27 protein-coding genes are annotated in these 25,819 nt (G+C 70.5%); 20 read left to right on the plus strand and 7 right to left on the minus strand.

The window, feature by feature from the left end; genetic code table 11:
* Positions 1 to 16 precede the first annotated feature (16 nt).
* Entirely contained in the window at positions 17 to 919 is a 903-nt protein-coding gene (locus tag G537_RS0100940; RefSeq protein ID WP_245578840.1) for a LysR family transcriptional regulator, read from the plus strand.
* Here the strand turns inward: G537_RS0100940 and G537_RS0100945 are convergent.
* From G537_RS0100945 to G537_RS35790, 5 genes are all read right to left on the minus strand, one after another.
* Complete coding sequence (locus tag G537_RS0100945) at positions 916 to 2,112, minus strand: MFS transporter (protein WP_026868520.1); 1,197 nt, start codon at positions 2,110 to 2,112, stop codon at positions 916 to 918. The two genes, G537_RS0100940 and G537_RS0100945, sit on opposite strands and share 4 nt — an antisense overlap.
* Complete coding sequence (locus G537_RS0100950; RefSeq protein WP_026868521.1) at positions 2,109 to 2,693, minus strand: NADPH-dependent FMN reductase; 585 nt, start codon at positions 2,691 to 2,693, stop codon at positions 2,109 to 2,111. The genes G537_RS0100945 and G537_RS0100950 overlap by 4 nt, the downstream gene beginning before the upstream one ends.
* Before the next feature lie 120 nt (positions 2,694 to 2,813).
* On the minus strand, positions 2,814 to 3,701 hold the full coding sequence (locus G537_RS0100955) for a LysR family transcriptional regulator (RefSeq protein WP_026868522.1): 888 nt from the start codon (positions 3,699 to 3,701) through the stop codon (positions 2,814 to 2,816).
* Between the two features lie 147 nt (positions 3,702 to 3,848).
* Positions 3,849 to 4,889 carry an aldo/keto reductase gene (locus tag G537_RS0100960; protein WP_026868523.1) on the minus strand — a complete coding sequence of 347 codons (1,041 nt, stop codon included), beginning with the start codon at positions 4,887 to 4,889 and terminating at the stop codon, positions 3,849 to 3,851.
* An 83-nt stretch (positions 4,890 to 4,972) separates the two neighbouring features.
* Entirely contained in the window at positions 4,973 to 5,656 is a 684-nt protein-coding gene (locus G537_RS35790; RefSeq protein ID WP_051247615.1) for an arylesterase, read from the minus strand.
* 85 nt (positions 5,657 to 5,741) lie between these two features.
* On the opposite strand from G537_RS35790, the gene G537_RS35795 reads away from it, so the two are divergent.
* From G537_RS35795 to G537_RS0100995, 6 genes are all read left to right on the plus strand, one after another.
* Positions 5,742 to 6,410 (plus strand): ABC transporter ATP-binding protein, encoded by a 669-nt coding sequence (locus tag G537_RS35795; protein ID WP_342665185.1) that lies wholly within the window; start codon positions 5,742 to 5,744, stop codon positions 6,408 to 6,410.
* A complete protein-coding gene (locus G537_RS0100975) occupies positions 6,407 to 8,926 on the plus strand; it encodes an ABC transporter permease (RefSeq protein ID WP_026868524.1) in 2,520 nt (839 codons plus the stop codon). The genes G537_RS35795 and G537_RS0100975 overlap by 4 nt, the downstream gene beginning before the upstream one ends.
* Before the next feature lie 114 nt (positions 8,927 to 9,040).
* Positions 9,041 to 9,793, plus strand: a complete 753-nt coding sequence (locus G537_RS0100980; RefSeq protein ID WP_026868525.1) for a Bax inhibitor-1/YccA family protein — start codon at positions 9,041 to 9,043, stop codon at positions 9,791 to 9,793.
* A 70-nt stretch (positions 9,794 to 9,863) separates the two neighbouring features.
* Positions 9,864 to 10,541, plus strand: coding sequence for a protein tyrosine phosphatase family protein (locus tag G537_RS0100985; protein WP_051247619.1), 678 nt, complete (start codon positions 9,864 to 9,866; stop codon positions 10,539 to 10,541).
* A 58-nt stretch (positions 10,542 to 10,599) separates the two neighbouring features.
* Positions 10,600 to 10,884 carry a type II toxin-antitoxin system Phd/YefM family antitoxin gene (locus G537_RS0100990; RefSeq protein ID WP_026868527.1) on the plus strand — a complete coding sequence of 95 codons (285 nt, stop codon included), beginning with the start codon at positions 10,600 to 10,602 and terminating at the stop codon, positions 10,882 to 10,884.
* Between the two features lie 4 nt (positions 10,885 to 10,888).
* Entirely contained in the window at positions 10,889 to 11,218 is a 330-nt protein-coding gene (locus G537_RS0100995; protein ID WP_026868528.1) for a type II toxin-antitoxin system RelE/ParE family toxin, read from the plus strand.
* Between the two features lie 66 nt (positions 11,219 to 11,284).
* Here the strand turns inward: G537_RS0100995 and G537_RS0101000 are convergent, their stop codons facing one another.
* Positions 11,285 to 12,352 (minus strand): saccharopine dehydrogenase family protein, encoded by a 1,068-nt coding sequence (locus G537_RS0101000; protein ID WP_026868529.1) that lies wholly within the window; start codon positions 12,350 to 12,352, stop codon positions 11,285 to 11,287.
* Between the two features lie 368 nt (positions 12,353 to 12,720).
* Entirely contained in the window at positions 12,721 to 13,617 is an 897-nt protein-coding gene (locus G537_RS0101005) for an aldose 1-epimerase (RefSeq protein ID WP_034850328.1), read from the minus strand.
* A gap of 143 nt (positions 13,618 to 13,760) precedes the next feature.
* On the opposite strand from G537_RS0101005, the gene G537_RS43380 reads away from it, so the two are divergent.
* The 13 genes from G537_RS43380 (at position 13,761) to G537_RS0101060 (ending at position 25,811) form a co-directional block, all read left to right on the plus strand.
* On the plus strand, positions 13,761 to 13,922 hold the full coding sequence (locus tag G537_RS43380; protein WP_155888446.1) for a hypothetical protein: 162 nt from the start codon (positions 13,761 to 13,763) through the stop codon (positions 13,920 to 13,922).
* Between the two features lie 24 nt (positions 13,923 to 13,946).
* Positions 13,947 to 14,828 carry a FadR/GntR family transcriptional regulator gene (locus G537_RS0101010; RefSeq protein ID WP_245578841.1) on the plus strand — a complete coding sequence of 294 codons (882 nt, stop codon included), beginning with the start codon at positions 13,947 to 13,949 and terminating at the stop codon, positions 14,826 to 14,828.
* A 31-nt stretch (positions 14,829 to 14,859) separates the two neighbouring features.
* Complete coding sequence (locus G537_RS0101015; RefSeq protein ID WP_026868532.1) at positions 14,860 to 16,608, plus strand: IlvD/Edd family dehydratase; 1,749 nt, start codon at positions 14,860 to 14,862, stop codon at positions 16,606 to 16,608.
* Between the two features lie 55 nt (positions 16,609 to 16,663).
* Positions 16,664 to 17,440: an SDR family NAD(P)-dependent oxidoreductase gene (locus G537_RS0101020; RefSeq protein WP_026868533.1), complete on the plus strand. Its 777-nt coding sequence runs from the start codon at positions 16,664 to 16,666 to the stop codon at positions 17,438 to 17,440.
* Positions 17,441 to 17,447: 7 nt separating this feature from the next.
* The gene (gene araD1 / locus G537_RS0101025) at positions 17,448 to 18,449 is read left to right on the plus strand and encodes an AraD1 family protein (RefSeq protein ID WP_026868534.1); all 1,002 of its coding nucleotides are present in this window, start codon (positions 17,448 to 17,450) and stop codon (positions 18,447 to 18,449) included.
* Positions 18,450 to 18,602: 153 nt separating this feature from the next.
* The gene (locus G537_RS0101030) at positions 18,603 to 19,331 is read left to right on the plus strand and encodes an SDR family NAD(P)-dependent oxidoreductase (RefSeq protein WP_026868535.1); all 729 of its coding nucleotides are present in this window, start codon (positions 18,603 to 18,605) and stop codon (positions 19,329 to 19,331) included.
* A 7-nt stretch (positions 19,332 to 19,338) separates the two neighbouring features.
* Positions 19,339 to 20,337, plus strand: coding sequence for a phosphotransferase family protein (locus G537_RS0101035; protein WP_026868536.1), 999 nt, complete (start codon positions 19,339 to 19,341; stop codon positions 20,335 to 20,337).
* Positions 20,338 to 20,408: 71 nt separating this feature from the next.
* Entirely contained in the window at positions 20,409 to 20,651 is a 243-nt protein-coding gene (locus G537_RS0101040) for a type II toxin-antitoxin system Phd/YefM family antitoxin (protein ID WP_026868537.1), read from the plus strand.
* Between the two features lie 169 nt (positions 20,652 to 20,820).
* Positions 20,821 to 22,095 carry a phosphopyruvate hydratase gene (eno, locus tag G537_RS0101045; protein ID WP_026868538.1) on the plus strand — a complete coding sequence of 425 codons (1,275 nt, stop codon included), beginning with the start codon at positions 20,821 to 20,823 and terminating at the stop codon, positions 22,093 to 22,095.
* Between the two features lie 43 nt (positions 22,096 to 22,138).
* On the plus strand, positions 22,139 to 23,491 hold the full coding sequence (gene rmuC / locus G537_RS35800; protein WP_051247620.1) for a DNA recombination protein RmuC: 1,353 nt from the start codon (positions 22,139 to 22,141) through the stop codon (positions 23,489 to 23,491).
* A 74-nt stretch (positions 23,492 to 23,565) separates the two neighbouring features.
* The gene (locus G537_RS0101055) at positions 23,566 to 25,005 is read left to right on the plus strand and encodes an aldehyde dehydrogenase family protein (RefSeq protein ID WP_026868539.1); all 1,440 of its coding nucleotides are present in this window, start codon (positions 23,566 to 23,568) and stop codon (positions 25,003 to 25,005) included.
* A gap of 154 nt (positions 25,006 to 25,159) precedes the next feature.
* The gene (locus G537_RS42755; protein ID WP_081688564.1) at positions 25,160 to 25,411 is read left to right on the plus strand and encodes a type II toxin-antitoxin system Phd/YefM family antitoxin; all 252 of its coding nucleotides are present in this window, start codon (positions 25,160 to 25,162) and stop codon (positions 25,409 to 25,411) included.
* Positions 25,401 to 25,811, plus strand: a complete 411-nt coding sequence (locus tag G537_RS0101060) for a type II toxin-antitoxin system VapC family toxin (RefSeq protein ID WP_034850329.1) — start codon at positions 25,401 to 25,403, stop codon at positions 25,809 to 25,811. The genes G537_RS42755 and G537_RS0101060 overlap by 11 nt, the downstream gene beginning before the upstream one ends.
* The last annotated feature ends 8 nt before the right edge of the window (positions 25,812 to 25,819 follow it).

Consider the following 25,819-nt stretch of genomic DNA (forward strand, 5'->3'; position numbering starts at 1 on the left):
GCCGGACGGCCTGTGCATGGACTATCATCCCTGCACCATGCCCGATCGAAACCGCACAGCCCTGGACTGGGACGATGTCCGCTACGCCGTCGCCTTGGCCCGGCACGGCAGCCTGTCCGCCACCGCCCGGGCGCTCGGCGTCAACCACGCCACCGTATCGCGCCGGCTGGACGGGCTGGAGAGGGCGCTGGGCCGGCCGCTGTTCGACCGCCGTCCCGACGGCTACCGGCCCAACGCGGCCGGCTCCGCCGTGCTGGCCGAGGCGCAGGCGATGGAGGCCGGGGCGCTGGCCCTGCTGCGCCGGCTGGACCACGCCGCCGACGGGCCAGCCGGCCCAGTGCGGCTGACCACCGCCCGGTCGCTGGCGCTGGGTTTCCTGATCGACCGGCTGGACGGGCTGCGCCGGCGCCATCCGGGCATCGAGCTGGAGCTGGTGCTGGAGACGCGGATCACCAGCCTGGCCCGGCGCGAGGCCGACATCGCCCTGCGCCTCGGCCGGCCGGCGGACAGCGCACTGGTCGGGAAGCGGGTGGCGACGATCGCCTATCGCGGCTATGCGGCGCCGGCGGTGGCCGCCGACATCGCCGCCGGCGGCATGCCGCCCCTGATCGGCGACGAGGAGGGCGAATCCGAGGCGACCTGGCTGGCCCGGCGTCATCCCGACCGTCGCATCGCCTTCCGCTGCGACAGCCAGATGGCCCAGGCCGCGGCCGCGCGCGCCGGCTGGGGCGTGGCGCTGCTGCCGCGCTTCCTGGGCGATCCGGATTCAGGGCTGGCGCCGGTCGACCTTCCCGCCTTGCCGCCGCCGCGCGAGGTCTGGCTGCTGATCCGCCCCGACCTGGCCGAGGTGCCGCGGGTGCGGGCGGTGGCCGACGCCCTGGCCGACCTGTTCCGGGAGAACCGGGCGCTGTTCGGCTAGGCCCGGAACACCGCCCGCAGCAGCGCCGCGACGGCCAGCGCCAGCACGCCCGCCACGGCGACCGGGATCGCCGCCGCCGGCCAGCCCGCGGCGTCGACCACTCCGCCGACCGCCACCGGGCCGATCACCTGGCCGAGATTGCTGCCCTGCATGGTCAGGCCGAGGGTCATCGGCCCCAGGCCCGGCTTCGGCGCGACCAGCGCCGCGGCGCCGAGCACCGTGGCCGGCAGCAGCCCGCCGACCCCGGAGAAGATGACGCAGAGCAGGAACACCACGGTGGGCGGCAAGGGCAGGGCGAAGACGGCGATGCCGGTCAGGGTCATGACGCCGGCGGCCGCGGCGATCAGCGCCCAGCGCGCCGCGCCACGCCCGAGCAACAGGCCGGCGGCCAGGTTGCCCAGGACATTGGCGCCGACCGCGACGGCGCTGAGCGCGCCGGCCGCGGCGACCGTCACGCCCATCCGGTCCATCAGCAGCACCGGCAGGAAGCTGGCGAGCGCGAAATACAGCAGGCTGTACAGAACGAAGGCGCAGGCCAGCAGCAGCGGCCCGCGCGAGGTCGCCGTCAGCGCCGCGTCACGGCCGATGGCGCGCCATGACAGGCCGTCTTCCGTCGCAGCCTGCGCCCGGACGGCGAGAAGCAGCAGCAGGACGAAGCCGCCGGCCAGAATGGCATTGGCGAGCCAGAACGGCCGCCAGCCCTGCAGCGAAGCGCCGAGCAGCAGCGCGATCGCCATGCCGGCCGGCATGAAGGCGCTCCAGATCCCGAAGGCGAGGTCACGGTCCGGCGCCGCGACGATGCGCTGCAGCAGCGCCGGCGCCGCGACCACGACCAGGAGGAAGCCCAGCCCCTCGAGGATTCGGGTGCCGAGCAGCAGCGGGAAGCTCCCCGCCGCCGATCCGACGACGCTGCCAAGCGCCAGGGCGGCGAGGCCGAGCGCCAGCAGCCGGCGATCGCCGAACCGGGCCACCGCCGCGCCGGCCGGGATGCCGCCGACCACGCCGAGCAGGGCGAAGACCGACATGATCCAGCCGGCCGCCTCGAGCCCCAGGCCGAATTCGGCGCGCAGGGCCGGCAGCGCGATGGCGCCCTTGCCGACCTGCAGCGCCGCGACCACGCCGGAGGCGACGACCACCGCCACGGCGGGCCAGCTGGTCGGCGCCGCCTCGGCCCGTGCGAGCGGTGCGGTCACGCCGCGGACTCCAGGAACGGACGACAGCTCTGGATCGCGCGGGTCCAGCCGACAAGGCGCTGCAGCATCCGGGCCACGATCGCCCGCGTCGGCTCGTCGACCAGCCGCAGTTGATCGTCGAATTTGGCGGCGGCGTTGCCGACGAAGATCTCCGGCTGGTTCAACACATGCAGGCCGGTGGTGATCGCCACGTCGCGCAGATGCAGCTGCGCCCGCACCGTGCCCATTCCGGCCGAGGCGCCGAAGATCGCCGCCGGCTTGCCCGCCAGCACCGACGCGCCATAGGGGCGCGACGCCCAGTCGATGGCGTTCTTCAGCGCCGGCGCGATCGAGTAGTTGTATTCCGGCACCGCCAGCAGCAGCGCGTCGGCCGCCGCGATCCTCGCGTGCAGGTCCTGCACCGAAGGCGGAAAGCCCTGCGCCTCGACATCCTCGTCGAAGAACGGCAGGTCGTTCAGCGGGCGGATCTCCAGCGTGGCCTCCGCCGGCAGCAATTCACCCGCCGCGCGCAGCAGCGCCGTGTTCAGCGACGCCCGCCGCAGGCTGCCCGACAGGCCGAGGATGTGGACCGGGTTCGACATGGCAAGCCCCTTCCGAGTTTGTCCGGGTGCCTTCGTGGCGCCGGATGGATCGGATTTGGGCAGGAAGCCGCCGATCGCACATCGGCCAGCTCCGTATGATCCCTATACGAATCCGTATAGCTAGGGATTCAGCTCGCGCGCCTGGGCCTTCAGCTCGGCCACGGTGAAGTCGATGAAGGCGCGGATACGGGGCGAGTCGCGGAGATCGGCATGCACCCCCATCCGCACCGCGTGCAGCGGCGCCGGCAGCGGCGGATCGAGGCGGCGGAGCCCCGGCCGGATGTCGCCCAGCAGGCGCGGCAGCACCGCCATCGCCACGCCGGCCTCGGCCGCCGCCATCTGCGAGGTGAGGCCGCTGGTGCGCAGGATCACCCGGGCTTCGGGCGCGATCGTCCGCAGCCAACTCGCCTGCACCGACTTGGCGGCGAAGTCGTACATCGTCACCACCGCATGCCCGGCGCAGCCGGCGGCGAAGTCCGGCCCGCCGTGCCGGTCGAGATAGGCGGGCGAGGCGTAGAGGCCGTAGCCGATCTCCGCCACCTTGCGCTCGATCAGGTCCTCCTGCTCGAAGGGGACGAAGCGGAAGGCGACGTCGGCCTCACGCCGGGACAGGTTGAACAGCCGCGGTTCGTTCAGCAGCTCCAGCGCCACCAGCGGGTGCAACGCCCCGAACCGGGCCATGATCGGGGCGATCACATAGTCGCCCAGCCAGTCCAGGCTGGTCACGGAGATCGGGCCCTGCAGGCCTGTGTCGCGCGCGGCGATCCGCCGCTCGACCGCCAGCGCCCCCTCCTCCATCCGCTGCAGCCCGTCGATCAGCGCGGCGCAGAGCGGCGTCGGCGACAGCCCGCCGGCCGAGCGCTCGAACAGCTTGACGCCGATCCGGCGCTCCAGCCCGTCCAGCCGCCGGCTGACCGTGGGCTGGGTGGTGCGCAACGCCCGCGCCGCGGCGCTGAGCGACCCGTGCCGGGCGACGGCGAAGGCGATCTTCAGATCATCCCAATCCATGCATGAACTATACGGAACTGCATGGATCATGGAACAGGCCACGCCGAATTGGCATGCCCGGGCTTGACCCGGGGCATCCAGACCCCGTCGACGCTCTCTGGATTGCCGGGTCAAGCCCGGCAATGACAGGGAAGAGCGGCTGTGCCCTTAGGGGCACGGATTGGGATACGCCGTGTGGATCTCCTCGATGCCCTGCACCACCTCGGGCGACAGCTTCACCTCGGCCGCGGCGATGTCGGTGCGCAGCTGCTCCATCGAGGTGGCGCCGATGATCACCGAAGTCATGAACGGCCGCGACAGGGCATAGGCGATCGCCATCTGCGCCGGGTCCAGCCCGTGCTCCCGCGCCAAAGCGAGGTAGCGCCTGGTCGCCGGCTCGGCGTTCGGCGTGTCGTAGCGCGACTTGCGCGCGTCGATCGAGCGGCGCGTGCCGGGCGGCACCTGGCCGTCGAGATACTTGCCGGTCAGCGTGCCGGCGGCGAGCGGCGCGTAGCCGAGCAGCCCGACCTGCTCGCGATGGGCGCATTCGGCGAGACCCACCTCGAAGCTGCGGTTCAAGAGGTTGTAGGGGTTCTGGATCGACACCGGGCGCGGCAGGCCGAGGCGGTCCGACGCCTCGACGAAGCGCATCAGGCCCCAGGGCGTCTCGTTCGACAGGCCGACGTGTCGGATGCGGCCGGCCTTCACCTCCTCGGCCAGCGCCGCCAGCGTCTCCTCCGGCGCGACGAAGTCCTCGCCGGGGTCATGGGCGTAGCCGAGCTTGCCGAAGCTGTTCACCGAACGGTTCGGCCAGTGCAGCTGGTAGAGGTCGATCCAGTCGGTGCGCAGCCGCTTCAGGCTGGCCTCGACCGCCGCCTTGACGTTCCTGGCGTCGAGCCGCGGCTTGCCGTCGCGGATGTAGCTCAGATGCGCACCCGGGCCGGCGATCTTGGAGGCGAGGACCACCTGGTTGCGCTTGCCGGTCTTCGCGAACCAGCTGCCGATGATCTCCTCGGTCCGGCCATAGGTCTCGGCCGTCGGCGGCACGGCGTACATCTCGGCCGTGTCCCAGAAGGTGACGCCGCGGTCGAGCGCGTAGTCCATCTGGGCGTGGCCCTCGGCCTCGGTGTTCTGCCGGCCCCAGGTCATGGTGCCGAGGCAGATCGCGGTGACGTCAAGGCCGGTGCGGCCGAGCGGACGCTGTTCCATCAGGGGCTCCGGGAGATCGGGTTTGTCTGACGATTTCCCGCTCTATAGCCGGAAACGGCGCCGGGCGGAACCGCGATGCGGCCTTATCCCGTCCGCGCCAGACCGCTCGACCGGATCAGCTCCACCACCGCCGGGGTGATGCGCTCGACGATCGCCTTCACGCCCGCGGCGTTGGGATGGATGCCGTCGCGCTGGTTCAGCGCCGCCATCGTCGCCACCCCGTCGAGGAAGAAGGGAAAGAGGGGCACGCCATGCGCCTTGGCCAGGTCGGGGAAGATCCGGTCGAAGGCCGCGGCATAGGCCGGGCCGAGATTGGGGGCGGCGCGCATGCCGGCGAGGAGAGTCGGGATCTTCTCCTGCCCCAGCCGGGCCAGGATCTTGTCGAGATTGGCCCGGGTCACCGCCGGGTCGACGCCGCGCAGCATGTCGTTGGCGCCGAGCTCGACGATCGCGAGGTCGGGCTTGTCGGCCAGCGCCCAGTCCAGCCGGTCCACCCCGCCCGCCGTGGTGTCGCCCGACACGCCGCCGTTCAGCACCTGCACGTCGTAGCCCTCGGCCCGCAGCGCCGCCTCGAGCTGCGGCACGAAACCGTCCGCCGGGTCCAGCCCGTAGCCGGCCGTCAGGCTGTCGCCGAAGGCGAGGATGCGGATCGTTCCCGCTTGCGCCGCGCCGGGCACCACGGCCAGGGTGCACAGGGCCAGGATCGCCGCATTGAAAAGGCGCCGCGCGGCGCCATCTGTCCGGGGTCGACGGAAAGGGATGCGCATGGACGGGACTTCTCCTGCACCGCAGGCCGGCTCCGGGGCCGGAGCCGCCCCGCCCACCATCCGGCTGACGGATGTGCATCTTGAATTGGCGAGCGCGGCCGGCCCCGTCAACATCCTGCGCGGAATCGACCTGTCCATCGGCGCCGGCGAGGTGGTGTCGATCGTCGGCCCCTCCGGCTCCGGCAAGTCGAGCCTGATGATGCTGATCGGCGGGCTGGAGCGGCCGACCCGCGGCACGGTCACGGTGGCCGGGCGCGAGCTGACGGCGCTGGGCGAGGACGCGCTGGCGCTGTTCCGGCGCGACCATGTCGGCATCGTGTTCCAGAACTTCCATCTGGTGCCGACCATGACGGCGCTGGAGAACGTCGCCATCCCGCTGGAATTCGCCGGCTTCGCCGACGCCTTCGACCGCGCGGCGGAGCGGCTGCGCGCCGTCGGCCTCGGCCATCGCCTGAGCCACTATCCCGGCCAGCTGTCGGGCGGCGAGCAGCAGCGCACCGCCCTGGCCCGCGCCTTCGCCACCGATCCCGACGTGATCCTGGCCGACGAGCCGACCGGCAATCTGGACGGCGAGACCGGCCGGCAGGTGATCGAGCTGATGTTCGATCTGACCCGCAGGCGCGGGGCCACGCTGCTGCTGATCACCCACGACCCGGCGCTGGCGGCGCGCTGCGACCGCGTCGTCCGGCTGGTCGACGGCCGCATCACCGATGCCGGCCTGGCCCCCGCCGCCGTGCTGGCCAAGCTGCGATGAGCTGGCGGATCGCCGCCCGCCTGGCCCGGCGCGAGCTGCGCGGCGGCCTGAAGGGCTTCCGCATCTTCCTGGCCTGCCTGGCGCTGGGCGTCGGCGCCATCGCCGCGGTGCAGTCGGTCGCCGACGGCATCCGCCGCAGCATCGCCGAGGACGGCCAGGCGATCCTGGGCGGCGACATCGAGCTGCACCGGCTGTACCAGCCGGCGACGCCGCAGGAGCGGGCGCAGTTCGAGGCCGCCGGCCGGGTGTCGGAGGTGGTCGAATCCCGCGGCATGGCCCGCAACCCGCGGGACGAGGCCACGACCCTGGTCGAGCTGAAGGCCGTGGACGGTGCCTATCCGCTGTACGGCCGGATGGAGCTGGAGGGCGGCGGCGCGCTGCAGGCGGCGCTGGCGCAGCGCGACGGCGTCTGGGGCGCGGTCGCCGACCCCGAGGTGGCGGCGAAGCTGGGCCTGCCGGCCGACGGCCGGATCGCGGTCGGCGACGCGGTGTTCGAGCTGCGCGGCACCATCGCGCGCGAGCCGGACAAGGCCGCCGGCGGCCTCGCCATCGGGCCGCGGCTGATGATCGCCCGCGCGGCGCTGGAGTCGACCGGGCTGGTCCAGCCCGGATCGATGCTGTCCTACGATTACCGCCTGGCGCTGCCGCCCGGCAGCGACGTCCGCGGTGTCGCCGAGCGGCTGAAGGCGCAGCATGCCGACGCCAACTGGCGGGTGCGCGACGACCGCGACGCGGCGCCGTCGCTGCGGCGGACGATCGACCAGCTGACCATGTACCTGACCCTGGTCGGGCTGACCGCCCTGCTGGTCGGCGGCGCAGGGGTCGGCAATGCCGTGCGCGCCTGGCTGGACGCGCGCTTGGCCACCATCGCCACGCTGAAATGCCTGGGCGCGCCCGGGCGGCTGATCTTCCAGACCTATCTGCTGCAGGTGCTGGTGCTGGCCGGCCTCGGCATCGCCATCGGCCTGGTGATCGGGATCGCGGCGCCCTCGGCCGTCGCCGCCCTGATCCAGGGGCTGCTGCCGGTCGAGGCCCGGATTGGGGTCTATCCCGGCGCCCTGCTGCTGGCCGCCGGCTTCGGCCTGCTGACCGCGCTGACCTTCTCGCTGTGGCCCCTGGCCCGCGCCGCCCGCATTCCGGCCGCGGCGCTGTTCCGTGACCGGGTGGCGCCGCGCCATATCCGCCCGGCGCCACCTTTCGTCGTCCTCACCGGCCTCTGCGCCGCGGCCCTGGCCGGGCTGGCCGTCGCCACGGCGGCGGATCCGAGGCTGGCGGCGATCTTCGTCGGCGGGGCCATTGCCGCCATCCTGCTGTTCACCGGCACCGCGCTCGGCGTCATGGCGCTGTCCCGCCGCGCCCCCCGCCCCCGCCGGCCGGGGCTGCGGCTGGCGCTGGCCAACCTGCACCGGCCGGGCGCGCCGACGCCGCAGATCGTGCTGTCGCTCGGGCTGGGACTGACCGTTCTGGCGGCGATCGCGCTGATCCAGGGCAATATGGACCGGCAGATCCGCGACAGCCTGCCCGACCAGGCTCCGTCCTTCTTCTTCGTCGACGTGCAGAAGTCGCAGAAGGAGCAGTTCGACGGCCTGATCCACGGCACGCCCGGCGCCGCCGATCTGAAAGAGGTGCCGAGCCTGCGCGGCCGCATCGTGGCGGTGAACGGCGTGCCGGCCGAGAAGGCCGTGGTCGATTCGGGCAAGGCCGGCTGGCTGCGTGGCGACCGCGGCGTCACCTACGCCACGGCGATGCCGGAGAAGGACAAGCTGCTGCAGGGCGAATGGTGGCCGGCCGGCTATGACGGCCCGCCGAAGGTCTCGGTCTACAAGGACATCGCCGACGCCCTCGGGCTGAAGCCGGGCGACCGGCTGACGGTGAACGTGCTGGGCCGCGACATCGAGGCCGAGGTCGCCAATATCCGCGACATCGACTGGAGCACGCTGGGCATCAACTTCACCCTGATCATGTCGCCGAGGCCGCTGTCGGCGGCGCCGCACACCTGGCTGGCCACGGTCAAGGTGCCGGCGGCCGAGGAGCTGGCGCTGCAGAAGGCCGTGGCCGAGGCCTTCCCCAATGTCACCGCGGTGCGCCTGAAGGACGCGCTGGAGACGGTGAACGCGCTTCTGTCCCAGATCGGGGCGGCGGTGCGGTCGACCGCCGGCGTCACGCTTCTGGCCGGCGCCCTGGTGCTGGCCGGGGCGGTGGTGGCGGGCCACCGCCGCCGGATCTATGACGCGGTGGTGCTGAAGGTGCTGGGCGCGACCCGCGGCGACGTGCTGCGCGCCTTCCTGATCGAATACGGCCTGCTGGGCCTGCTGACGGCGGTCATCGCCTGCGCGCTGGGCAGCGTCGCCGCCTGGGCGGTGCTGACCTTCGTGATGGAGATCGACTGGACCTTCCTGCCGCTGACCCTGCTGGGCACCGCCGCCCTCTGCGTCGCCATCACCCTCGGCTTCGGCTTTCTCGGCACCTGGGTGGCGCTCGGCCAGAAAGCGGCGCCGCTGCTGCGGAACGAGTGAGGCCTCGCCGGACGGGTGCGGAACCATTCGACGCGGGCCGGACATGTTGTATCCTGGCCCTACGCTGCCAATATTCCAGCTGCGTGGTTCTTCACCACCCTAGAGGACTTCGAGATGGCCTTCGATCCACAGGGCCGTTACGCAACACCGGGCGCCGGCGCGCGCACCATCGAGCGTGCGGCGTTCGACGAGGGTCTGCGGCAGTACATGCTGCGGATCTACTGGTACATGGCCGGCGGCCTGCTGGTCAGCGGCCTCACCGCCGCGCTGGTGATGTTCACCCCGCTCGGCGGCGCCTTCCTGGCGGTCAACGCCTTCGGGGGGATCGGCCTCACCGGGCTGGGCTGGGTGGCGCTGCTGGCGCCGATCGGCCTCATCCTCTGGATGAGCTTCGGCATCCGCTCGATGAGCGCATCGACGCTGCAGGCGCTGTACTGGGCGTTCGTGGCGCTGCAGGGCGTCGGCCTGGCGCCGGTGCTGCTGGCCTATACCGGCGAGAGCGTGGTCCGGGTGTTCTTCATCACCGCGGCCTCCTTCGCGGGCTTGAGCCTGTACGGCTACACCACCAAGCGCAGCCTGTCGGGCTTCGGCTCGTTCCTGGTGATGGGCCTGTTCGGCCTGATCATCGCCAGCCTGGTCAACATCTTCCTGGCCTCCAGCGGACTGTCCTTCGTCATCAGCGTCATCGGCGTCCTGGTCTTCGCCGGCCTGATCGCCTACGACACCCAGCGGCTGAAGGAGCAGTATGCCGACGGCCTCGGCCACGAGGTCGAGACCAAGACCGCGGTCTGGGGCGCGCTGAGCCTGTACCTGGACTTCCTGAACCTGTTCCTGTTCCTGCTGCGGCTGCTCGGCAACCGCAACTGACGGAGCCGGCACCATCATGCGAAGCCCGGCGGTTCCCGCCGGGCTTCGTCTTTCCGGACGCCCAACCTCCATGGACATGACCCAAGCCGTTCCCGACCAACCGCGAAAGGGCCGCGGCCGCCTGGCCGACGCGCTGGACAGCTGGATCGTCGACCATTGCGTGTTCCGGACCTTCGTCAACACCCGGGTCGAGATCGCGCCGGGCGTCTGGCGCTCGGGCCAGCCGCTGCCCTACCAGATCCGCGGCATGGCCCGCGACGGCATCCGCACCATCGTCAACCTGCGCGGCCCGCGCGACTGCGGCTCCTACCGCCGCGAGGCCGAGGCCTGCCGCCGTCACGGCATCACCCTGATCGACATCGCCACCAAATCGCGCGACGCGCCGAAGCTGAGCGTGCTGCGGCAGATCCGGCAGGCGCTGGAGACGGCGGAGCACCCGATCCTGTTCCACTGCAAGTCCGGCTCGGACCGCGCCGGGCTGATGGCGGCGCTGTACCTGATCACCCGCGGCAATCGCCCGGCGGCCGAGGCGCTGAAACAGCTGCACTGGCGCTACCTGCACTTCAAGAAGTCGCCGACCGGCGTGCTGGACCGCTTCATCGAGGCCTATGCCGAAGCCAATGCGCGCGAGCCGATCGGCTTCTGGGACTGGGTCGAGCAGGGCTACGACCGCAAGGCGGTGAAGGCCTCCTTCACCCCGAGCGGCATCGCCACCATCATCGTTGACGGGCTGTTGGGGCGGGAGTGAGGCGGCTTCCTGCAGGTCCGAATTCGGTCTATATTCGGGCCGAAGCAAGGAGGCCGCGATGAAGCTGTCCGACCGCATCAAGCCGATCAGTTACTTGAAGGCCCATGCCCCGGAGGTCATCCAAGGGCTGCGGGAGGGGCAGGAGCCCTTCATCATCACCGTCAACGGCGAGGCCAAGGCGGTGCTGCAGGACATCAACAGCTATGAGCAGACCCAGGAGACGCTGGCGCTGCTGAAGATTCTGGCGCTGGGCGAACGGGACTATGAAGCAGGCAAGTTCCGGCCGGCCGAGGATGTGTTTGCCGACCTGAGAGCCCGCCTCGAGGCCCGCCTCAAGGATTGATCCCGTGTCGTTGCCGGTCATCGTGCTGCGGGAAGCGGAACGGGACCTCGAAGACATCGTCGATTTTATCGCCGATCACGATTCGGCGGAGAATGCTCGCCATATCCTCCAATCGCTGGACGATGTGATCCGGCGGCTGGCGAATCTGCCGTCCCGTGGCAACATCTCGAAGGAACTGCGCGCCCTCGGACTGGTCCAGTTCCGCGAGGCACACTACAAGCCCTATCGTATCGTCTATCGGGTCCATGAAGACGCGGTGGTCGTCCATTGCGTCGCGGACGGACGTCGCGACATGCAGCGCCTGCTGCAACGCCGGCTGCTGGGCGAACCCTGACCTGAATCGAAAGGGCGCGGCCGAGACCTCGCCCTTTCCCGTTTCCGTCCCTAAACCCGGCTCTTCTTACGCGTAGTGCTGGCCGAAGCGGTTGGCCAGGAAGTCGGAGAGGTTCGCCTGCTCCTGCCGCACGAAGCCCTGCTGCGGCAGCTTGCCGGCGCGGTGCAGGTCGACCATGGCGCAGATGCCGGCCGCGGTCGTCACCTGGATCGCGCTCCACAGCTGGCCGCCGATCTCCTTGGCGTAGACCTTCTTGGCGTAGGTCTCCTGCATCAGCCGGCCTTCCTTCCTGCCCCAGGCGGTGACGAAGATCAGGACCACGTCCTGCTTGGTCATCGGGATCGACGCCTCGAGCACGTCCTTGAGGATGTCGCGGCGCTGCGACAGCTGCAGCTCGTTGACGAGCAGCTTGACGATGTCACGGTGCCCCGGATAGCGCACGGTCTTGTAGTTCAGGAACTTGACCTTGCCCTCCAGCGTCTCGCACAGCGTGCCGAGGCCGCCCGAGGTGTTGAACGCCTCGTAGTCGATGCCGTCGAGCGAGATGTGCTCCATGCCCTCGAGCGGCAGCACCTCGCGCAGCTCGCCCTCATGGATCGCCTCGCAGGGATTGCAGTACTCGTTGATCAGCCCGTCGGTCGACCAGGTCAGGTTGTACTTCAGCGCGTTCGACGGATAGACCGGCAGGGCGCCGACGCGCATGTGCAGCGTGTGCAGCTCGTCGAAACGCTTGGCCAAGTCGTAGCCGACGATCGAGATGAAGCCCGGCGCCAGGCCGCATTGCGGGGTGAAGGCCGTCTTCGCGCCTTCGGCCAGCGCCTTGACCCGGCGGGTGCTCTCGACGTCCTCGGTCAGGTCGAAGTAGTGAGCGCCACGGTCCCTCGCCGCCTCGGCGATCAGCGGCGTCAGGTGGAACGGCGCGGCCGAGATCACGACGTCGTGGCCGGACACGGCGTCGCGCAGCGCCTGCGGGTCGTCGAAGCGCAGCTGGCGCTTGGCGACCCCGGCGTCGAGCCGGTCGAGCGTGCCCTGGTCCTGGTCGCCGACGGTGAGATCGTAGTCGCCGGTGGCGGTCAGCAGGGCGGTGATGCAGGTGCCGATCTTGCCGCCGCCGAGCAGCAGAACCTTGGTCATGACGCCTCTCCTTCAGACGGACGCCCCGGCGGTCGGCGCCGGGGCGGTGCGGATGGCGCCGTCTCTACACCCGCCGAAAAGCCGCAGAAAGCCTTGTGTCCCGGCGTTCCGGAAGGTGCGCGGGACGGCCGGGCGACCTTCGAGTCGCCGGTGGATCGGAGGAAGCGAGCAAGTTAATTAGCCGGTCAAAATTCGGCTATCGGAGGGAACTGAACACTGATTCTCAGTGGAACCAGCACAACCACTTCAGCCATTCCGTTCAATGTCATGGCGAGCCCCGAAGGGGCGTGGCCATCCAGGACAGCTCGCATGGCCCTGGATGGCCGCGGCGCTGCGCGCCTCGCCATGACGAATGGGCGAAGATCCCGCTATGCCATCGCCTCCGGCCGCAGCCGGACGACGCCGCGCAGCACCTCTCCAGGCTGCAGCACCGCCATGCCGGTGTCGGTCCGGCCGGCCTCTGCCAGGTTGAAGGCGTCGGTCGCGTTGCTGACCGGCTCGACGCAGACATAGGGGTCGTCCGGGGAGTAGCAGACCAGGAAGTCGAAGGGCGGGTCGGCCTCCACCAGCAGCCGGGCGCGATGTTCCGGCCAGTCGATCACCGCCCTTCGGTCCCAGCCGGTGAAGACATTGTCCATCCGCACCGCGTCCGGCCGGACTCCGCGCCGGAAGTCCTTCTCCGCCGGCGGTTCGACCAGTTCCAGCGGCATCACCTCGGCGTCGTTCAGCCACATCCGCTCGATCCCGGCCCTGATGGTCGTCTCCGGCGTGCGCGGGAAGTAGAAATGCTGGCCCAGCCCCGCCGGCATTGGCTCGTCGCCGGTGTTCTCGATGGAGAGCACGACATCGAAGCCGGCCGGGGTCAGCTCGAACTCCTGCCGCGCCCGGTACGGGAACGGCCAAGCATCGGCGGCGTAGTCGTCGACCAGCACGCAGCGCGTCGCCGACCGCTCCAGCACCGTCCACGGCCGCTGCCAGCCATGGCCGTGCAGCTGGTGCCGCTCGCGCGTGTTCAGCGGCAGCACGACCTCGCGCCCGCGGAAGCGGAAGCGGCCCTCGCGGATCCGGTTCGAGAAGGGGGTCAGCGGGAAGTTGGCGAGGCCGAGCGGGTCGCTCGCCGCCAGCGCCGCGGCGCCGGCCGGCCGCAGCCAGTCGCGCCGGTCCGTGCCGCTGCCGGTCCAGTACCCGGCGATGCCGCCGCCGATCGCCGGCACGATATCGGCCCCGCTGTCCCCCGCCCGCAGTTGCACCGTCTCGACCGTCATTCCATCCTCCCGTTCCGGCTGCGCCCTTTCAGCAATGTTCGGCAATGCTTGACGCCGATCCGCCGAGGGCTCAATACTCCATTTGTATGATGAATAGTAAAGAGCGCGGTCGGCAAGCCAGATCGCGCCGCTGGGGAAAGGCCGTGGTCGAGAAGAGCGGTGAGACTGTCGTTCGCGCGGACGGCAAACGGATGGGCCGTGGCAATGGCCCCGACCTGCGCATCGGCCGGAACCACATCGACGGACCGACGGAACATGGCGGAGCCGGGGCGCTGCGGCGTCCGTGCGGCTTCGGCCGCGTCTGACCGGCAGCAGGAAAGGGGGAACAGATGTCCGACCCGGACAACCTCGTCGGGAAAGGATCGGTCGCGATGGCCGCGATGTCCGCCCATCCCGACACGGCGGCCGCGGTTCCGCCGCGCGCGGCGCAGCGGCGCAAGGAGCAGGAGCGGCGGTCCGCCGCCCGCGCCGGCGCCGCCGAACAGCCGCACGGCAGCAAGACCTTCTCCCGCCGGTCGCTGCACGGCCAGATCGCCTATGACATCGGCGTCCGGATCGTGCGCGGCGACATCCCGCCCGGCACCGTGCTGCCGAACGAATCCGACCTGTCGACCCAGTTCTCGGTCAGCCGCACCGCGCTGCGCGAGGCGATCAAGGTGCTGGCCGCCAAGGGGCTGGTCGAATCCCGGCCCAAGACCGGCACGCGGGTGCGGCCGCGCGGCGAATGGAACATGCTGGACCCGGACCTGCTGGCCTGGCAGTTCGCGACCCAGCCGATGGAGCGCCTGGCCAAGGATCTGTTCGAGATCCGCCAGATCATCGAGCCGGCGGCGGCCGCGATGGCGGCGGAGCGCGGCGACGACGGCCAGCGCGAGGCGATCAGCCGCGCCTTCGCCGACATGGAGGCGGCGCCGGACGGCGACGCCTCGGTCGAGCCCGACCTGCGCTTCCACCAGTCGATCCTGGCCGCGTCGAACAACGAGTTCCTGCAGCCGCTCGGCGCCCTGATCGAAACCGCCATGGCGTCGAGCTTCCGCATCACCAACAACGCGCCCGGGGCGTTGCAGGTGTCGCTGCCCCTTCACCGCGCGGTGCGCGACGCCATCCTGGCACGGGAGCCGGAGACGGCGCGCAAGGCGATGCGGGTCCTGCTCGAGGACGCGGCGCAGGACATGCGCCGCGCCCTGCCGCACATCGAACCGAATTCCTGATCACACAGCCTAGCCAACAAGGACCATCGTGATGGCTGACGACGCCGGCAGCGCCGACAAGAAGAAACGTTACCGTTCCTCCGCCTGGTTCGGCCCGCATGACAAGGACGGTTTCCTGCATCGCAGCTGGATGCGCAACCAGGGCCTGCCGGACCATCTGTTCGACGGCCGGCCGGTGATCGGCATCTGCCAGACCTTCTCCGAGCTGACGCCCTGCAACGCCCATTTCCGCAAGCTGGCCGAGTATGTGAAGCGCGGCGTCTGGGAGATGGGCGGCTTTCCGGTGGAGTTTCCGGTGTTCTCGACCGGCGAGACCAATCTGCGCCCGACCGCCATGCTGTACCGCAACCTGGCGGCGATGGACGTCGAGGAGGCGATCCGTGCCAACCCGATCGACGGCGTCGTGCTGCTGACCGGCTGCGACAAGACCACCCCATCGCTGCTGATGGGCGCCGCCAGCTGCGACATCCCGGCGATCGTCGTCTCCGGCGGCCCGATGCTGAACGGCCGCTACCAGGACCGGACCATCGGCTCCGGCACCGCCGTCTGGCAGTTCGACGCCGACGTCAAGGCCGGGGTGATGAGCCTGCAGCAGTTCATGGAGGCCGAGGCCGCGCAGTCCCGCTCCGCCGGGCACTGCATGACCATGGGCACGGCCAGCACCATGAACTCGATGGCCGAGGCGCTGGGCATGAGCCTGACCGGCTGCGCCGCGATCCCGGCGGTCGATTCCCGCCGCTACGTCATCGCCCATATGACCGGCCGGCGCATCGTCGAGATGGTGCATGAGGATCTGCGCATCTCGAAGGTCCTGACCCGCGAGAACTTCCTGAACGCGGTGCGCGTCAACGGCGCCATCGGCGGGTCGACCAACGCCGTCATCCACCTGCTGGCCCTGGCCGGCCGCGTCGGCGTCGACTTCAAGCTGAAGGACTGGGACGATTACGGCCGCGACGTGCCGACGCTGGTCGACCTGATGCCGTCCGGCCGCTTCCTGATGGAGGACTTCTACTACGCCGGCGGCATCCCGACGGTGACCCGGGCGCTGGGCGAGAACGGCATGCTGTTCAAGGACGCCCCGACCGTTACCGGCAAGACCATGTGGGAGAACGTCCAGAACGCCGCCAACTGGAACCCGGAGGTGATCCGCCCCTGGGACAATGCGCTGGTGAAGCAGGGCGGCATCGTCGTGCTGAAGGGCAACCTGGCGCCGGACGGCGCCGTCCTGAAGCCCTCCGCCGCCACGCCGGAGCTGATGCAGCACCGCGGCCGCGCCGTGGTGTTCGAGAACATCGAGCACTACAAGGCCCGCGTCGACGACCCGGATCTCGACATCGACGAGACCTGCGTCATGGTGCTGAAGAACTGCGGCCCGAAGGGCTATCCGGGCATGGCCGAGGTCGGCAACATGGCGCTGCCGCAGAAGGTGCTGAAGAAGGGCGTGCGCGACATGGTCCGCATCTCCGACGCCCGGATGAGCGGCACGGCCTACGGCACGGTGGTGCTGCACACGGCGCCGGAGGCGGCGGCCGGCGGGCCGCTGGCCCTGGTGCAGGACGGCGACATGATCGAGCTGGACGTCGCCGGCCGGCGGCTGCATCTCGACGTGCCCGAGGCCGAGCTGGCGGAGCGCCGCCGCCGCTGGTCGCCGCCGGAGCCGACGATGAAGGGCGGATACCAGGAGCTGTATGTCCGGCACGTGATGCAGGCCGACAAGGGCGCGGACCTGGACTTCCTGGTCGGCTGCCGCGGCCACGCCGTGCCGCGCGACAGCCACTGAGCACGATCCGGGCCCGTCCCGGCCGGGGCGGACCCTTTCCTTGCAGACAGGCATCATGACCGAATACGCGATCTATCCGTCGCTGCGCGACAAACCGGTCTTCGTGACCGGCGGCGGCAGCGGCATCGGCGAAAGCATCGTCGAGCATCTCTGCCGCCAGCAGGCGCGGGTGTTCTTCGTCGACATCAACGCGGAAGCGTCGACTGCCCTGGTCGACCGGCTGAAGGCCGAGGGGTTGGCGGTGCCGCGGTTCCGGCACTGCGACCTGCGCGACATCGCCGATTTGCGCGCCGCGGTGGCCGAGGCGCAGCAGGCGATCGGGCCGATCCGCGTCCTGATCAACAACGCGGCACACGACCAGCGCCACGCGCCCGAGACGGTCGAGCCCGACTATTGGGACGAGCGCATGGCGGTGAACCTGCGGCACCAGTTCTTCGCCGCCCAGGCGGTGCAGCCGGGGATGCGCGACGCCGGCGGCGGGTCGATCATCAATTTCGGCTCGGTGTCCTGGCGGTTGCGCCAGGGCGGCATGCCGGCCTACACCGCCGCCAAGGCGGGGGTCGAGGGGCTGACCCGCGGCCTGGCGCGCGACTGGGGCCCGCAATATATCCGGGTCAACACCGTGATGCCGGGCTGGGTCATCACCCAGCGCCAGAAGGATCTGTGGCTGACGCCGGAGGCGGATGAGGAGCGCCGGAAGGGGCAGTGCATCCCCGACCAGGTGCTGCCCGTGCATCTGGCGCAGATGACCCTGTGGCTGGCGGCGGACGACAGCGCCATGTGCACCGGCCAGACTTTCGTTGTGGACGCCGGCTGGGCGTCGGGACTGTGAGGCGGATATGAACCTGATCCAACTGCGCACCAAGGCCGGCGAGCGGCGCGTCGGCATCGTCTCGGGCGGAGACACGCTGAAGCTGCTGTCCGCCTTCGACACCACCTACGACCTGGCCCAGGCGGCGATCGCGGCGCGCAAGACCATCGCCGAGCTGGCCGCGGCCGATGACGGCGCCGACACCGACTCCTACGATGCGGTGATCGCCGAGGCGCGGCTGCTGCCGCCGCTGGACCATCCCGATCCGGCGCATTGCATTGTCACCGGCACCGGCCTCACCCATCTCGGCAGCGCCGACGCCCGCGACCAGATGCACAAAAATCTGGGCGAGGCCGAAAAGCTGACCGACAGCATGAAGATGTTCCGCGACGGCATCGCCGGCGGCAAGCCGGAGGGCGGCCGGGACGGCAGCAGGCCGGGCGTGGCGCCGGAGTGGTTCTACAAGGGCGACGGCTCGATCGTCGTCGCCGGCGAGCAGAAGCTGACGATGCCGGCCTTCGCGCTGGACGGCGGCGAGGAGCCGGAGATCACCGGCTGCTACCTGGTCGGGCCGGATGGCACGCCCTGGCGGGTCGGCTTCGCCATCGGCAACGAGTTCTCCGACCACATCCTGGAGCGGCAGAACTACCTGCTGCTGGCGCATTCCAAGCTGCGCCAGTGCTCGGTCGGGCCGGAGCTGCTGGTCGGGCCGCTGCCGGACGACGTGCGCGGCACCAGCCGGATCACCCGCGGCGGCAAGACGATCTGGGAGAAGCCGTTCCTGAGCGGCGAGGCCAATATGAGCCACTGGATCGCCAACCTCGAGCATCACCACTTCAAATACGGGCTGTTCCGGCGGCCGGGCGACGTGCATCTGCACTTCTTCGGCACCGCGACGCTGAGCGTCACCGACGGCATCAAGCCGGAGCCGGGCGACCGCTTCGAGATCGAGGCCGCCGCCTTCGGCCGGCCCTTGCGCAACCCTCTCGCGCGCGCGGAGGAGGAGACGGTGACGGTCCGGGCGCTGTAGGCTCGGGCAGGGCACAGGGGCCCGTCCTTCCTGTCATGCCCGGGCTTGACCCGGGCATCCAGAAACTGTCGACATCCTCTGGATCGCCGGGTCAAGCCCGGCGATGACAATGAGAGAAGAGCGAAGACGCAGGCGGAACACGGGGAAACGCGGATGAACAGGATCGATCTCGACGGCAAGCTGGCCGTGGTCACCGGCGGGGCGCAGGGCATCGGCCGGGCGGTGGCCGAGCGCTTCATCGCCTCGGGCGCCCAGGTCGTGCTGTGGGACCGCGACCAGGCCCTGGTCGAGGAGACGGCGAAGGCGATCGGCGCCAAGGGCGTCGCCATCGACGTCACCGACGCCGCAGCGGTTGCCGCCGCGGTGGAGGCGCAGGGCCGGATCGACATCCTGGTCAACAATGCCGGCATCGCCGGGCCCTCGGTGAAGACCTGGGACTATCCGATCGACACCTGGCGCCAGGTGATCGAGCTGGACCTGAACGCCGTCTACTACTGCTGCCGGGCGGTGGTGCCGGGCATGATCGCCCGCAACTACGGCCGCATCGTCAACGTCGCCTCGATCGCCGGCAAGGAGGGCAATCCCAACGCCAGCGCCTATTCCGCCGCCAAGTCGGGCGTCATTGCCCTGACCAAGTCGCTGGGCAAGGAGCTGGCGGGGTACGACATCGCGGTCAACTGCATCACCCCGGCCACCGCCAAGACCCGGATCCTGGAGCAGGTGAGCCAGGAGCATATCGACTACATGCTGTCGCGCATCCCGCGCGGCCGGTTCCTGAAGGTCGAGGAGGCGGCGTCGATGGTGGCCTGGCTGTGCTCGGCCGAGAACAGCTTCACCACCGGCTCGACCTTCGACCTGTCGGGCGGCCGCGCCACCTACTGAGCCGGCGATGGCCGACCCGGAGCTGCTTGCGGCGCTGCGTCGGATGGGGCTGGCCGGGCCGGACGAAACGCCGCGCTTCACCGCGCTGACCGGCGGCGTCTCCTCCGACATCTTCCGGGTCGATCTCGCCTCCGGCCCGATTTGCATCAAACGCGCCCTGGCGAAGCTGCGGGTGGCCGCCGACTGGCGGGCGCCGGTGGCGCGCAACCTCTATGAGGCGCGGTGGATGCGGGTCGCCGCCGGGATCGTGCCGTCGGCGGTGCCGCGGCTGCTGGGCCAGGACGAAGCGGCCGGGGCGCTGGCCATGGCCTATCTGGCGCCGGAGGACCATCCGGTGTGGAAGGCCGAGCTGCGCGACGGCCGCGCCGATCCGGCCTTCGCCGCCGAGGTCGGGCGACGCCTCGCCGCCATCCATGCCGCCACGGCGGCAGCCCCGGCCCTGGTGGCCGAGTTCCCGACCGACGCCATCTTCTACGACATCCGGCTGGAGCCCTATCTGGTGGCGACCGCCGCGGCGCATCCGGACTGCGCCGCGGCGCTGCACGCGCTGGTCGAGACCACGCGGACGACGAAGCGGGCGCTGGTGCATGGCGATGTCAGCCCGAAAAACATCCTGGTGGGGCCGAAAGGGCCGGTGTTCCTCGACGCCGAATGCGCCTGGTGGGGCGACCCGGCCTTCGACCTGGCCTTCTGCCTGAACCACCTGCTGCTGAAATGCCTGTGGCGGCCGGAGTCAGCGTCGGCGTTCCTGGGGTGCTTTGATGCGATGGCAACCGTCTATCTCGCCGGCGCGGATTGGGAGCCGGCCGACGCCTTCGAGATCCGCGCCGCCCGCCTGCTGCCCGGCCTGTTCCTGGCCCGGGTCGACGGCAAGTCGCCGGTCGAATACCTGACCGATGCGGCGCAGAAGGACCGGGTGCGGCGCGTCGCCCGGGTGCTGCTGCTGGATCCGCCGAGCCGGCTGGCGGAGATCCGGGAGGCCTGGGCAAAGGAGTTGGAGCCCTAGCGGTGCCTTGCGAGACGCGATGAGCCTGAACATCTATGTGACCAGCATATGGTCACGAGAGGAGGCTTATGATGAAGACGCTCCGTCTCCGCGACGCCCAGGCCCGCCTCTCCGCCATCGTGGAGGCGGCGGAGAACGGCGAAGCGACGATCATCACCAGGGACGGCCGGCCTGCCGCCATGGTCGTGCCGATCGAGGACGGCCGGCGCCTCTATGACGACGACAGGCCGAGCCTGGCGGACTATCTGCTCGACTTTCCAGGCCCGCTGGAGGTGAGCCGGGATCAGATACCCCTGCGCGCGGCCGATCTGTGACAGGGGGCCATCTTCCTGACATCTCGGCGAATCCACCATGGCGCCGGGCCGTCGCTTCCGTTCACCTGGCGCCGACGACGCGTGGTCTGCGCCATTTCAAGCCGCTCCGGCGTGCCAACGGCCGATCCCTTCGCACGCATCTCGCCCAATCAGTGGAAGGCGACCGACCATGACCCGCACCACCATCGCCGCGATCCGCGGCCGGCGCGTCTGGGACAGCCGGGGCCGGCCGACGGTCGAGGCCGAGATCCGCCTCGAGGGCGGTGCCACCGGCCGCGCCATCGCCCCGGCCGGCGCCTCCACCGGATCCGGCGAGGCGCTGGACCGGCGCGACGGCGGCGCGGCCTTCGGTGGCCATGACGTGCAGGGCGCGATCGCCGCGGTCAACGGCGAAATCGCCCGCGCCCTGACCGGGTTCGACGCCGCCGACCAGGCCGGGCTGGACCGGGTGCTGATCGATCTGGACGGCACCCCGGACAAGGCGCGGTTGGGCGGCAACGCCACCATCGCCGTGTCGATGGCCGCGGCCCACGCCGCCGCTTCCGCCGCCGGCCTGCCGCTGTGGCACCATCTCGGCGGCGAGGACGCCGCCCTGCTGCCGCTGCCCGAGATCCAGATCTTCGGCGGCGGCGCCCATGCCGGGCGGCGGCTGGACGTGCAGGACTTCCTGGTGGTCTGCCCCGGCGCCGGCAGCTTCGCCGAGGCGCTGGACTGGACCGCCGAGATCTACCGCGCCGCCGGATCGCTGATGGCCGAGGCCGGCAAGCTGCACGGCGTCGCCGACGAGGGCGGCTTCTGGCCCGATTTCGCCGATGCGGCCGAAGCGCTGGACATGCTGGTCCGCGCCGTCGAGAAGGCCGGCCGCCGTCCGGGCGAGGAGGTGGCGATCGCGCTCGATATCGCCGCCTCGGAATTCGGCCGCCACGGCCGCTACCGCTTCGAGGGTCGGGACCTGGACACCGGCCAGATGGTCGAGCTGGTGGCCGGCTGGACCCGGCGCTGGCCGATCGTCTCGGTCGAGGACCCGGTGGCGGAGGACGACGCCGCCGGCTTCCGTGCGATCACCGCGGCGATCGGCGACCGGGTGCAGGTGGTCGGCGACGACTTCCTGGTCACCGATGCCGGGCGTGTGCGCGACGCCGCCGTGGCCAAGGCCTGCACCACCGTGCTGATCAAGCCGAACCAGCGCGGCACCCTGACCGAGGCGAAGGCGGCCTGGGAGACGGCGCGGCTGGCCGGCCTGGGCGGCATCGTCTCCGCCCGTTCGGGCGAGAGCGAGGACACCACCATCGTCGACCTCGCCGTCGGCTGGGGCGTCGGCCAGCTCAAGGTCGGATCCTTCGCCCGGTCGGAGCGGATGGCGAAGTGGAACGCGGCGCTGAGGGTCGAGGAGGCGCTGGGCCTCCGCGCCCGCTTCGCCGGGCGAAGCGTCTTGCGCGGGTGACCCCTTCCGGGGTGTTCTGCCCGTCCCGTAACCGGATGAGTCCATGAGCTTCGACCTCGCCTCGATCGACCTGCGCATCCTCGGCCTCGTCATCCTCGGTCTCACCGCCCTGACCCTGCTGGTGGCGCTGTTCCGCCGGCCGAGGCCGGACTTCGCCCCCCTGACCGGCGCGATCGAGGACCTGCGCCGCGACCTGGCCCGGGTGGAGCAGGAGCTGCAGACCTCGGAGCGGCGCATCGAGGCCTCGGCCGAGGCGCGGGACAGCCGGCAGCGGCAGGAGATCGCGTCGTCGCTGCGCCACACTGGCGAGACCCTGGCCGGCGCCATGAAGGCGATCGGCGAGACGCAGCAGACCCGGCTCGACACCGTCGCCGCCCGGCTGCAGGCCCTGTCCGAGTCGATGGCGCAGAGCCAGGACCGGCTGCGCGAGCGGCTGGACCAGAACCTGCAGTCGCTGCGGAAGGAGAACGAGGCGAAGCTGGAGCAGATGCGCGCCACCGTCGACGAGAAGCTGCAGGCGACGCTGGAGGCGCGGCTGCAGTCCCAGTTCCAGACCGTCAGCGAGCGGCTGGAGCGGGTGCATCAGGGCCTGGGCGAGATGCAGGTTCTGGCCGGCGGCGTCGGCGACCTGAAGAAGATGCTGTCCGGCGTGAAGACCCGCGGCACCTTCGGCGAGGAGCAGTTGGACGCCTTGCTGGAGCAGGTGCTGACCGAGGACCAGCTGGTGCGCAACGCCCGGCCGCGGGCGGATTCGACCGAGACGGTGGAGTTCGCCATCCGCCTGCCCGAGGGCGTGCTGCTGCCGATCGACAGCAAGTTCCCGCAGGAGGATTACGAGCGGCTGATCCAGGCGGTCGAGGCCGGCGACGCCGAGGCCGCGGCCAAGGCCGGCACGGCGCTGGAGCGGCGGATGCGCGACGAGGCCAAGCGCATCGCCACCAAATACATCTGCCCGCCGACCACCACCGACTTCGCCGTGCTGTTCGTGCCGACCGAGGGGCTGTTCGCCGAGGTGCTGCGCCGCCCGGGCCTGCGCGAATCGATCCGCGAGCAGCACCGCGTCACCATCCTCGGGCCCACCACGCTGGGCGCCTTCCTGTCCAGCCTGCGCATGGGTTTCCGTACCCTGGCGATCCAGGAGAAATCGGCCGAGATCTGGCAGGTGCTGGGCGCGGTGAAGACCGAGTTCCGGACCTATGGCGAGCTGATGGCCAAGGTCGAGAAGAAGCTGCAGGAGGGGCAGAACGTGATCCACCAGATCGGCGTCCGCAGCCGCGCCATCCACCGCAAGCTGCGCGAGGTGGAGGAGCTGCCGATGGACCGGGCCGCGCCGATCCTGGAGCTCGACGCGCCCGAGGCGGAGATGCCCGCCCCGGCGGAAGAAGACACGCCATAGCCCTGTTGCATCGGAAGGCCGCGGGCCCTATCCAGTCATCATTCATCCGACAATAGGTCGAGAGAGGAAACCAGATGAGCGTCCACGCCAACTACATCGCCGGGTCCTGGGTCGAGGGCCCGGACGCGTCGAAGAACGTGAACCCGTCGGACCTGTCGGACGTGATCGGCGAATATGCCCGCGCCGACCGCGCCCAGGCGGAGCAGGCGATCGCCGCGGCCCGCGCCGCCTTTCCCAAGTGGTCGATGACCACGCTGCAGGAGCGGCACGACCTCCTGGACAAAATCGGCAACACCATCCTGGCGCGGAAGGAGGAGCTCGGCCGCCTGCTCTCCCGCGAGGAGGGCAAGACCCTGCCCGAGGGCATCGGCGAGGCCGCCCGCGCCGGCCAGATCTTCAAGTTCTTCGCCGGCGAGGTGCTGCGCATCCAGGGCGAGAAGCTGGCCTCGGTCCGCCCCGGCATCGATGTCGAGATCACGCGTGAGCCGATCGGCGTCATCGGCCTGATCACGCCCTGGAACTTCCCGATCGCGATCCCGGCCTGGAAGATCGCCCCGGCGCTGGCCTTCGGCAACTGCGTCGTGTTCAAGCCGGCCGATCTGGTGCCGGGCAGCGCCTGGGCCCTGTCGCAGATCATCGTCGACGCCGGCGTGCCGGAGGGCGTGTTCAACCTGGTGATGGGCCGCGGCTCGGTGGTCGGCGAGGCCTTCGTCGCCAGCAAGGACGTCGACGCCATCAGCTTTACCGGGTCGGTCGCGACCGGCCGCGGCATCGCCGTGCGCTGCGCCGAGATCGGCAAGAAGGTGCAGCTCGAGATGGGCGGCAAGAACCCGATGGTCGTGCTCGACGACGCGGACCTCAACACCGCCGTCGCCGCCGCGGCCAACAGCGCCTTCTTCTCCACCGGCCAGCGCTGCACCGCCTCCTCGCGCCTGATCGTGACCGAGGGCATCCATGACCGCTTCGTCGCGGCGATGGTCGAGAAGATCAAGGCGCTGAAGGTCGACCACGCGCTGAAGCAGGGCACCGACATCGGCCCGGTGGTGGACCAAAGCCAGCTGGACCAGGACCTGCGCTACATCGACATCGGCGTGAAGGAAGGCGCCAAGCTGGCGGTGGGCGGCGAGCGGTTGAACCGCGAGACCGAGGGCTACTTCCTGTCCCCGGCGCTGTTCACCGAGACCACCAACGACATGCGGATCAACCGCGAGGAGATCTTCGGGCCGGTCGCCACGGTGATCCGGGTCAAGGACTACGAGCAGGCGCTGGCGACGGCGAACGACACGGAGTTCGGCCTGTCCGCCGGCATCGCCACCTCGAGCCTGAAGCACGCCAGCCACTTCAAGCGGGCCAGCCAGGCCGGCATGGTGATGGTGAACCTGCCGACGGCGGGCGTGGACTACCACGTGCCGTTCGGCGGCCGGAAGGGCTCCAGCTACGGCCCGCGCGAGCAGGGCCGCTACGCCGCGGAGTTCTACACCGTGGTCAAGACCGCCTACACCTTCCCGGTCTGATCGGTCCAAAGCGAAGCGAGGAAGGGCCCGGCCGGCGACGGCCGGGCCTTTTCGTTGGATCGATGCATCGCATCGCGGGTCGACGCGCGTCCGGCTTGCCCCGGACAGAACCTGTACATATCTTATGGACAGGTGGCCAGAAAAGGCGTGCATCATGGCAAAGACGATCGGTGCGGCCGAGTTCAAGGCGGCGTGCCTGCGCGTGATCGACGACATGAACCGCGACCAGGAGCCGGTCGTGATCACGAAACGAGGCAAGCCGGTCGCTATGCTGACCCCCGTCAGGGAGCCGGGGGCGCGACGCAGCATCATTGGCGCGATGCGAGGCACTGTCCTGCGTTTCGACGATCCCTTCGGCCCGGCTGTGGATCCGGACGAGTGGAACGCGGCGCGCGATGCTGATTGACACGCATGTCCTGATCTGGGCGGTCCAGGACGACATCCGGCTGGGTAAGCAAGCCCGGCGGGCGATCGACGCGGCGGCCGAAGCCGATTCGCTTCATGTCTCCGCCATCACGCCCTGGGAGATCGCCATGCTGGCGCAGAAGGGCCGCGTGACGCTGGGCATGGAGGTTGGGGCGTGGGTCGATCAGGCTCTCGCCCTGCCGGGCGTGCGGCTGACGCCCCTGCTGCCGGCCATCGCGATCGACAGCGTCCGGCTTCCGGGTGATCTGCATGGAGACCCGGCCGACAGGATCATCATCGCGTCCGCACGACACGTCGGCGCGCCCGTGCTGACGGCCGACAAGGCCATTCTGCGCTATGGCGCGGCAGGTTTTGTGGGCGTGCAGGACGCGGCCGAGTAGCGATCCTT

Origin of the sequence: Inquilinus limosus DSM 16000 (assembly GCF_000423185.1) — a bacterium.
In the GTDB taxonomy this organism is placed as follows: domain Bacteria; phylum Pseudomonadota; class Alphaproteobacteria; order DSM-16000; family Inquilinaceae; genus Inquilinus; species Inquilinus limosus.

Bases quoted from the DNA above. Each gene is read 5' to 3' on its own strand.
- G537_RS0101030 (WP_026868535.1), top strand. From the start codon at position 18,603: ATGAACAGGATCGATCTCGACGGCAAGCTGGCCGTGGTCACCGGCGGG.
- G537_RS0101015 (WP_026868532.1), top strand. From the start codon at position 14,860: ATGGCTGACGACGCCGGCAGCGCCGACAAGAAGAAACGTTACCGTTCC.
- G537_RS0101060 (WP_034850329.1), top strand. From the start codon at position 25,401: ATGCTGATTGACACGCATGTCCTGATCTGGGCGGTCCAGGACGACATC.
- G537_RS35790 (WP_051247615.1), bottom strand. From the start codon at position 5,656: ATGCGCATCCCTTTCCGTCGACCCCGGACAGATGGCGCCGCGCGGCGC.
- G537_RS0101055 (WP_026868539.1), top strand. From the start codon at position 23,566: ATGAGCGTCCACGCCAACTACATCGCCGGGTCCTGGGTCGAGGGCCCG.
- G537_RS0101040 (WP_026868537.1), top strand. From the start codon at position 20,409: ATGAAGACGCTCCGTCTCCGCGACGCCCAGGCCCGCCTCTCCGCCATC.
- G537_RS42755 (WP_081688564.1), top strand. From the start codon at position 25,160: ATGGCAAAGACGATCGGTGCGGCCGAGTTCAAGGCGGCGTGCCTGCGC.
- G537_RS0101005 (WP_034850328.1), bottom strand. From the start codon at position 13,617: ATGACGGTCGAGACGGTGCAACTGCGGGCGGGGGACAGCGGGGCCGAT.
- G537_RS0100940 (WP_245578840.1), top strand. From the start codon at position 17: ATGGACTATCATCCCTGCACCATGCCCGATCGAAACCGCACAGCCCTG.
- eno (WP_026868538.1), top strand. From the start codon at position 20,821: ATGACCCGCACCACCATCGCCGCGATCCGCGGCCGGCGCGTCTGGGAC.
- G537_RS0100955 (WP_026868522.1), bottom strand. From the start codon at position 3,701: ATGGATTGGGATGATCTGAAGATCGCCTTCGCCGTCGCCCGGCACGGG.
- G537_RS0101000 (WP_026868529.1), bottom strand. From the start codon at position 12,352: ATGACCAAGGTTCTGCTGCTCGGCGGCGGCAAGATCGGCACCTGCATC.
- G537_RS0100990 (WP_026868527.1), top strand. From the start codon at position 10,600: ATGAAGCTGTCCGACCGCATCAAGCCGATCAGTTACTTGAAGGCCCAT.
- G537_RS0101020 (WP_026868533.1), top strand. From the start codon at position 16,664: ATGACCGAATACGCGATCTATCCGTCGCTGCGCGACAAACCGGTCTTC.
- G537_RS0100980 (WP_026868525.1), top strand. From the start codon at position 9,041: ATGGCCTTCGATCCACAGGGCCGTTACGCAACACCGGGCGCCGGCGCG.
- G537_RS0101035 (WP_026868536.1), top strand. From the start codon at position 19,339: ATGGCCGACCCGGAGCTGCTTGCGGCGCTGCGTCGGATGGGGCTGGCC.
- G537_RS0100960 (WP_026868523.1), bottom strand. From the start codon at position 4,889: ATGGAACAGCGTCCGCTCGGCCGCACCGGCCTTGACGTCACCGCGATC.
- G537_RS0100975 (WP_026868524.1), top strand. From the start codon at position 6,407: ATGAGCTGGCGGATCGCCGCCCGCCTGGCCCGGCGCGAGCTGCGCGGC.
- G537_RS0100950 (WP_026868521.1), bottom strand. From the start codon at position 2,693: ATGTCGAACCCGGTCCACATCCTCGGCCTGTCGGGCAGCCTGCGGCGG.
- G537_RS0100985 (WP_051247619.1), top strand. From the start codon at position 9,864: ATGGACATGACCCAAGCCGTTCCCGACCAACCGCGAAAGGGCCGCGGC.
- araD1 (WP_026868534.1), top strand. From the start codon at position 17,448: ATGAACCTGATCCAACTGCGCACCAAGGCCGGCGAGCGGCGCGTCGGC.
- rmuC (WP_051247620.1), top strand. From the start codon at position 22,139: ATGAGCTTCGACCTCGCCTCGATCGACCTGCGCATCCTCGGCCTCGTC.
- G537_RS0101010 (WP_245578841.1), top strand. From the start codon at position 13,947: ATGTCCGACCCGGACAACCTCGTCGGGAAAGGATCGGTCGCGATGGCC.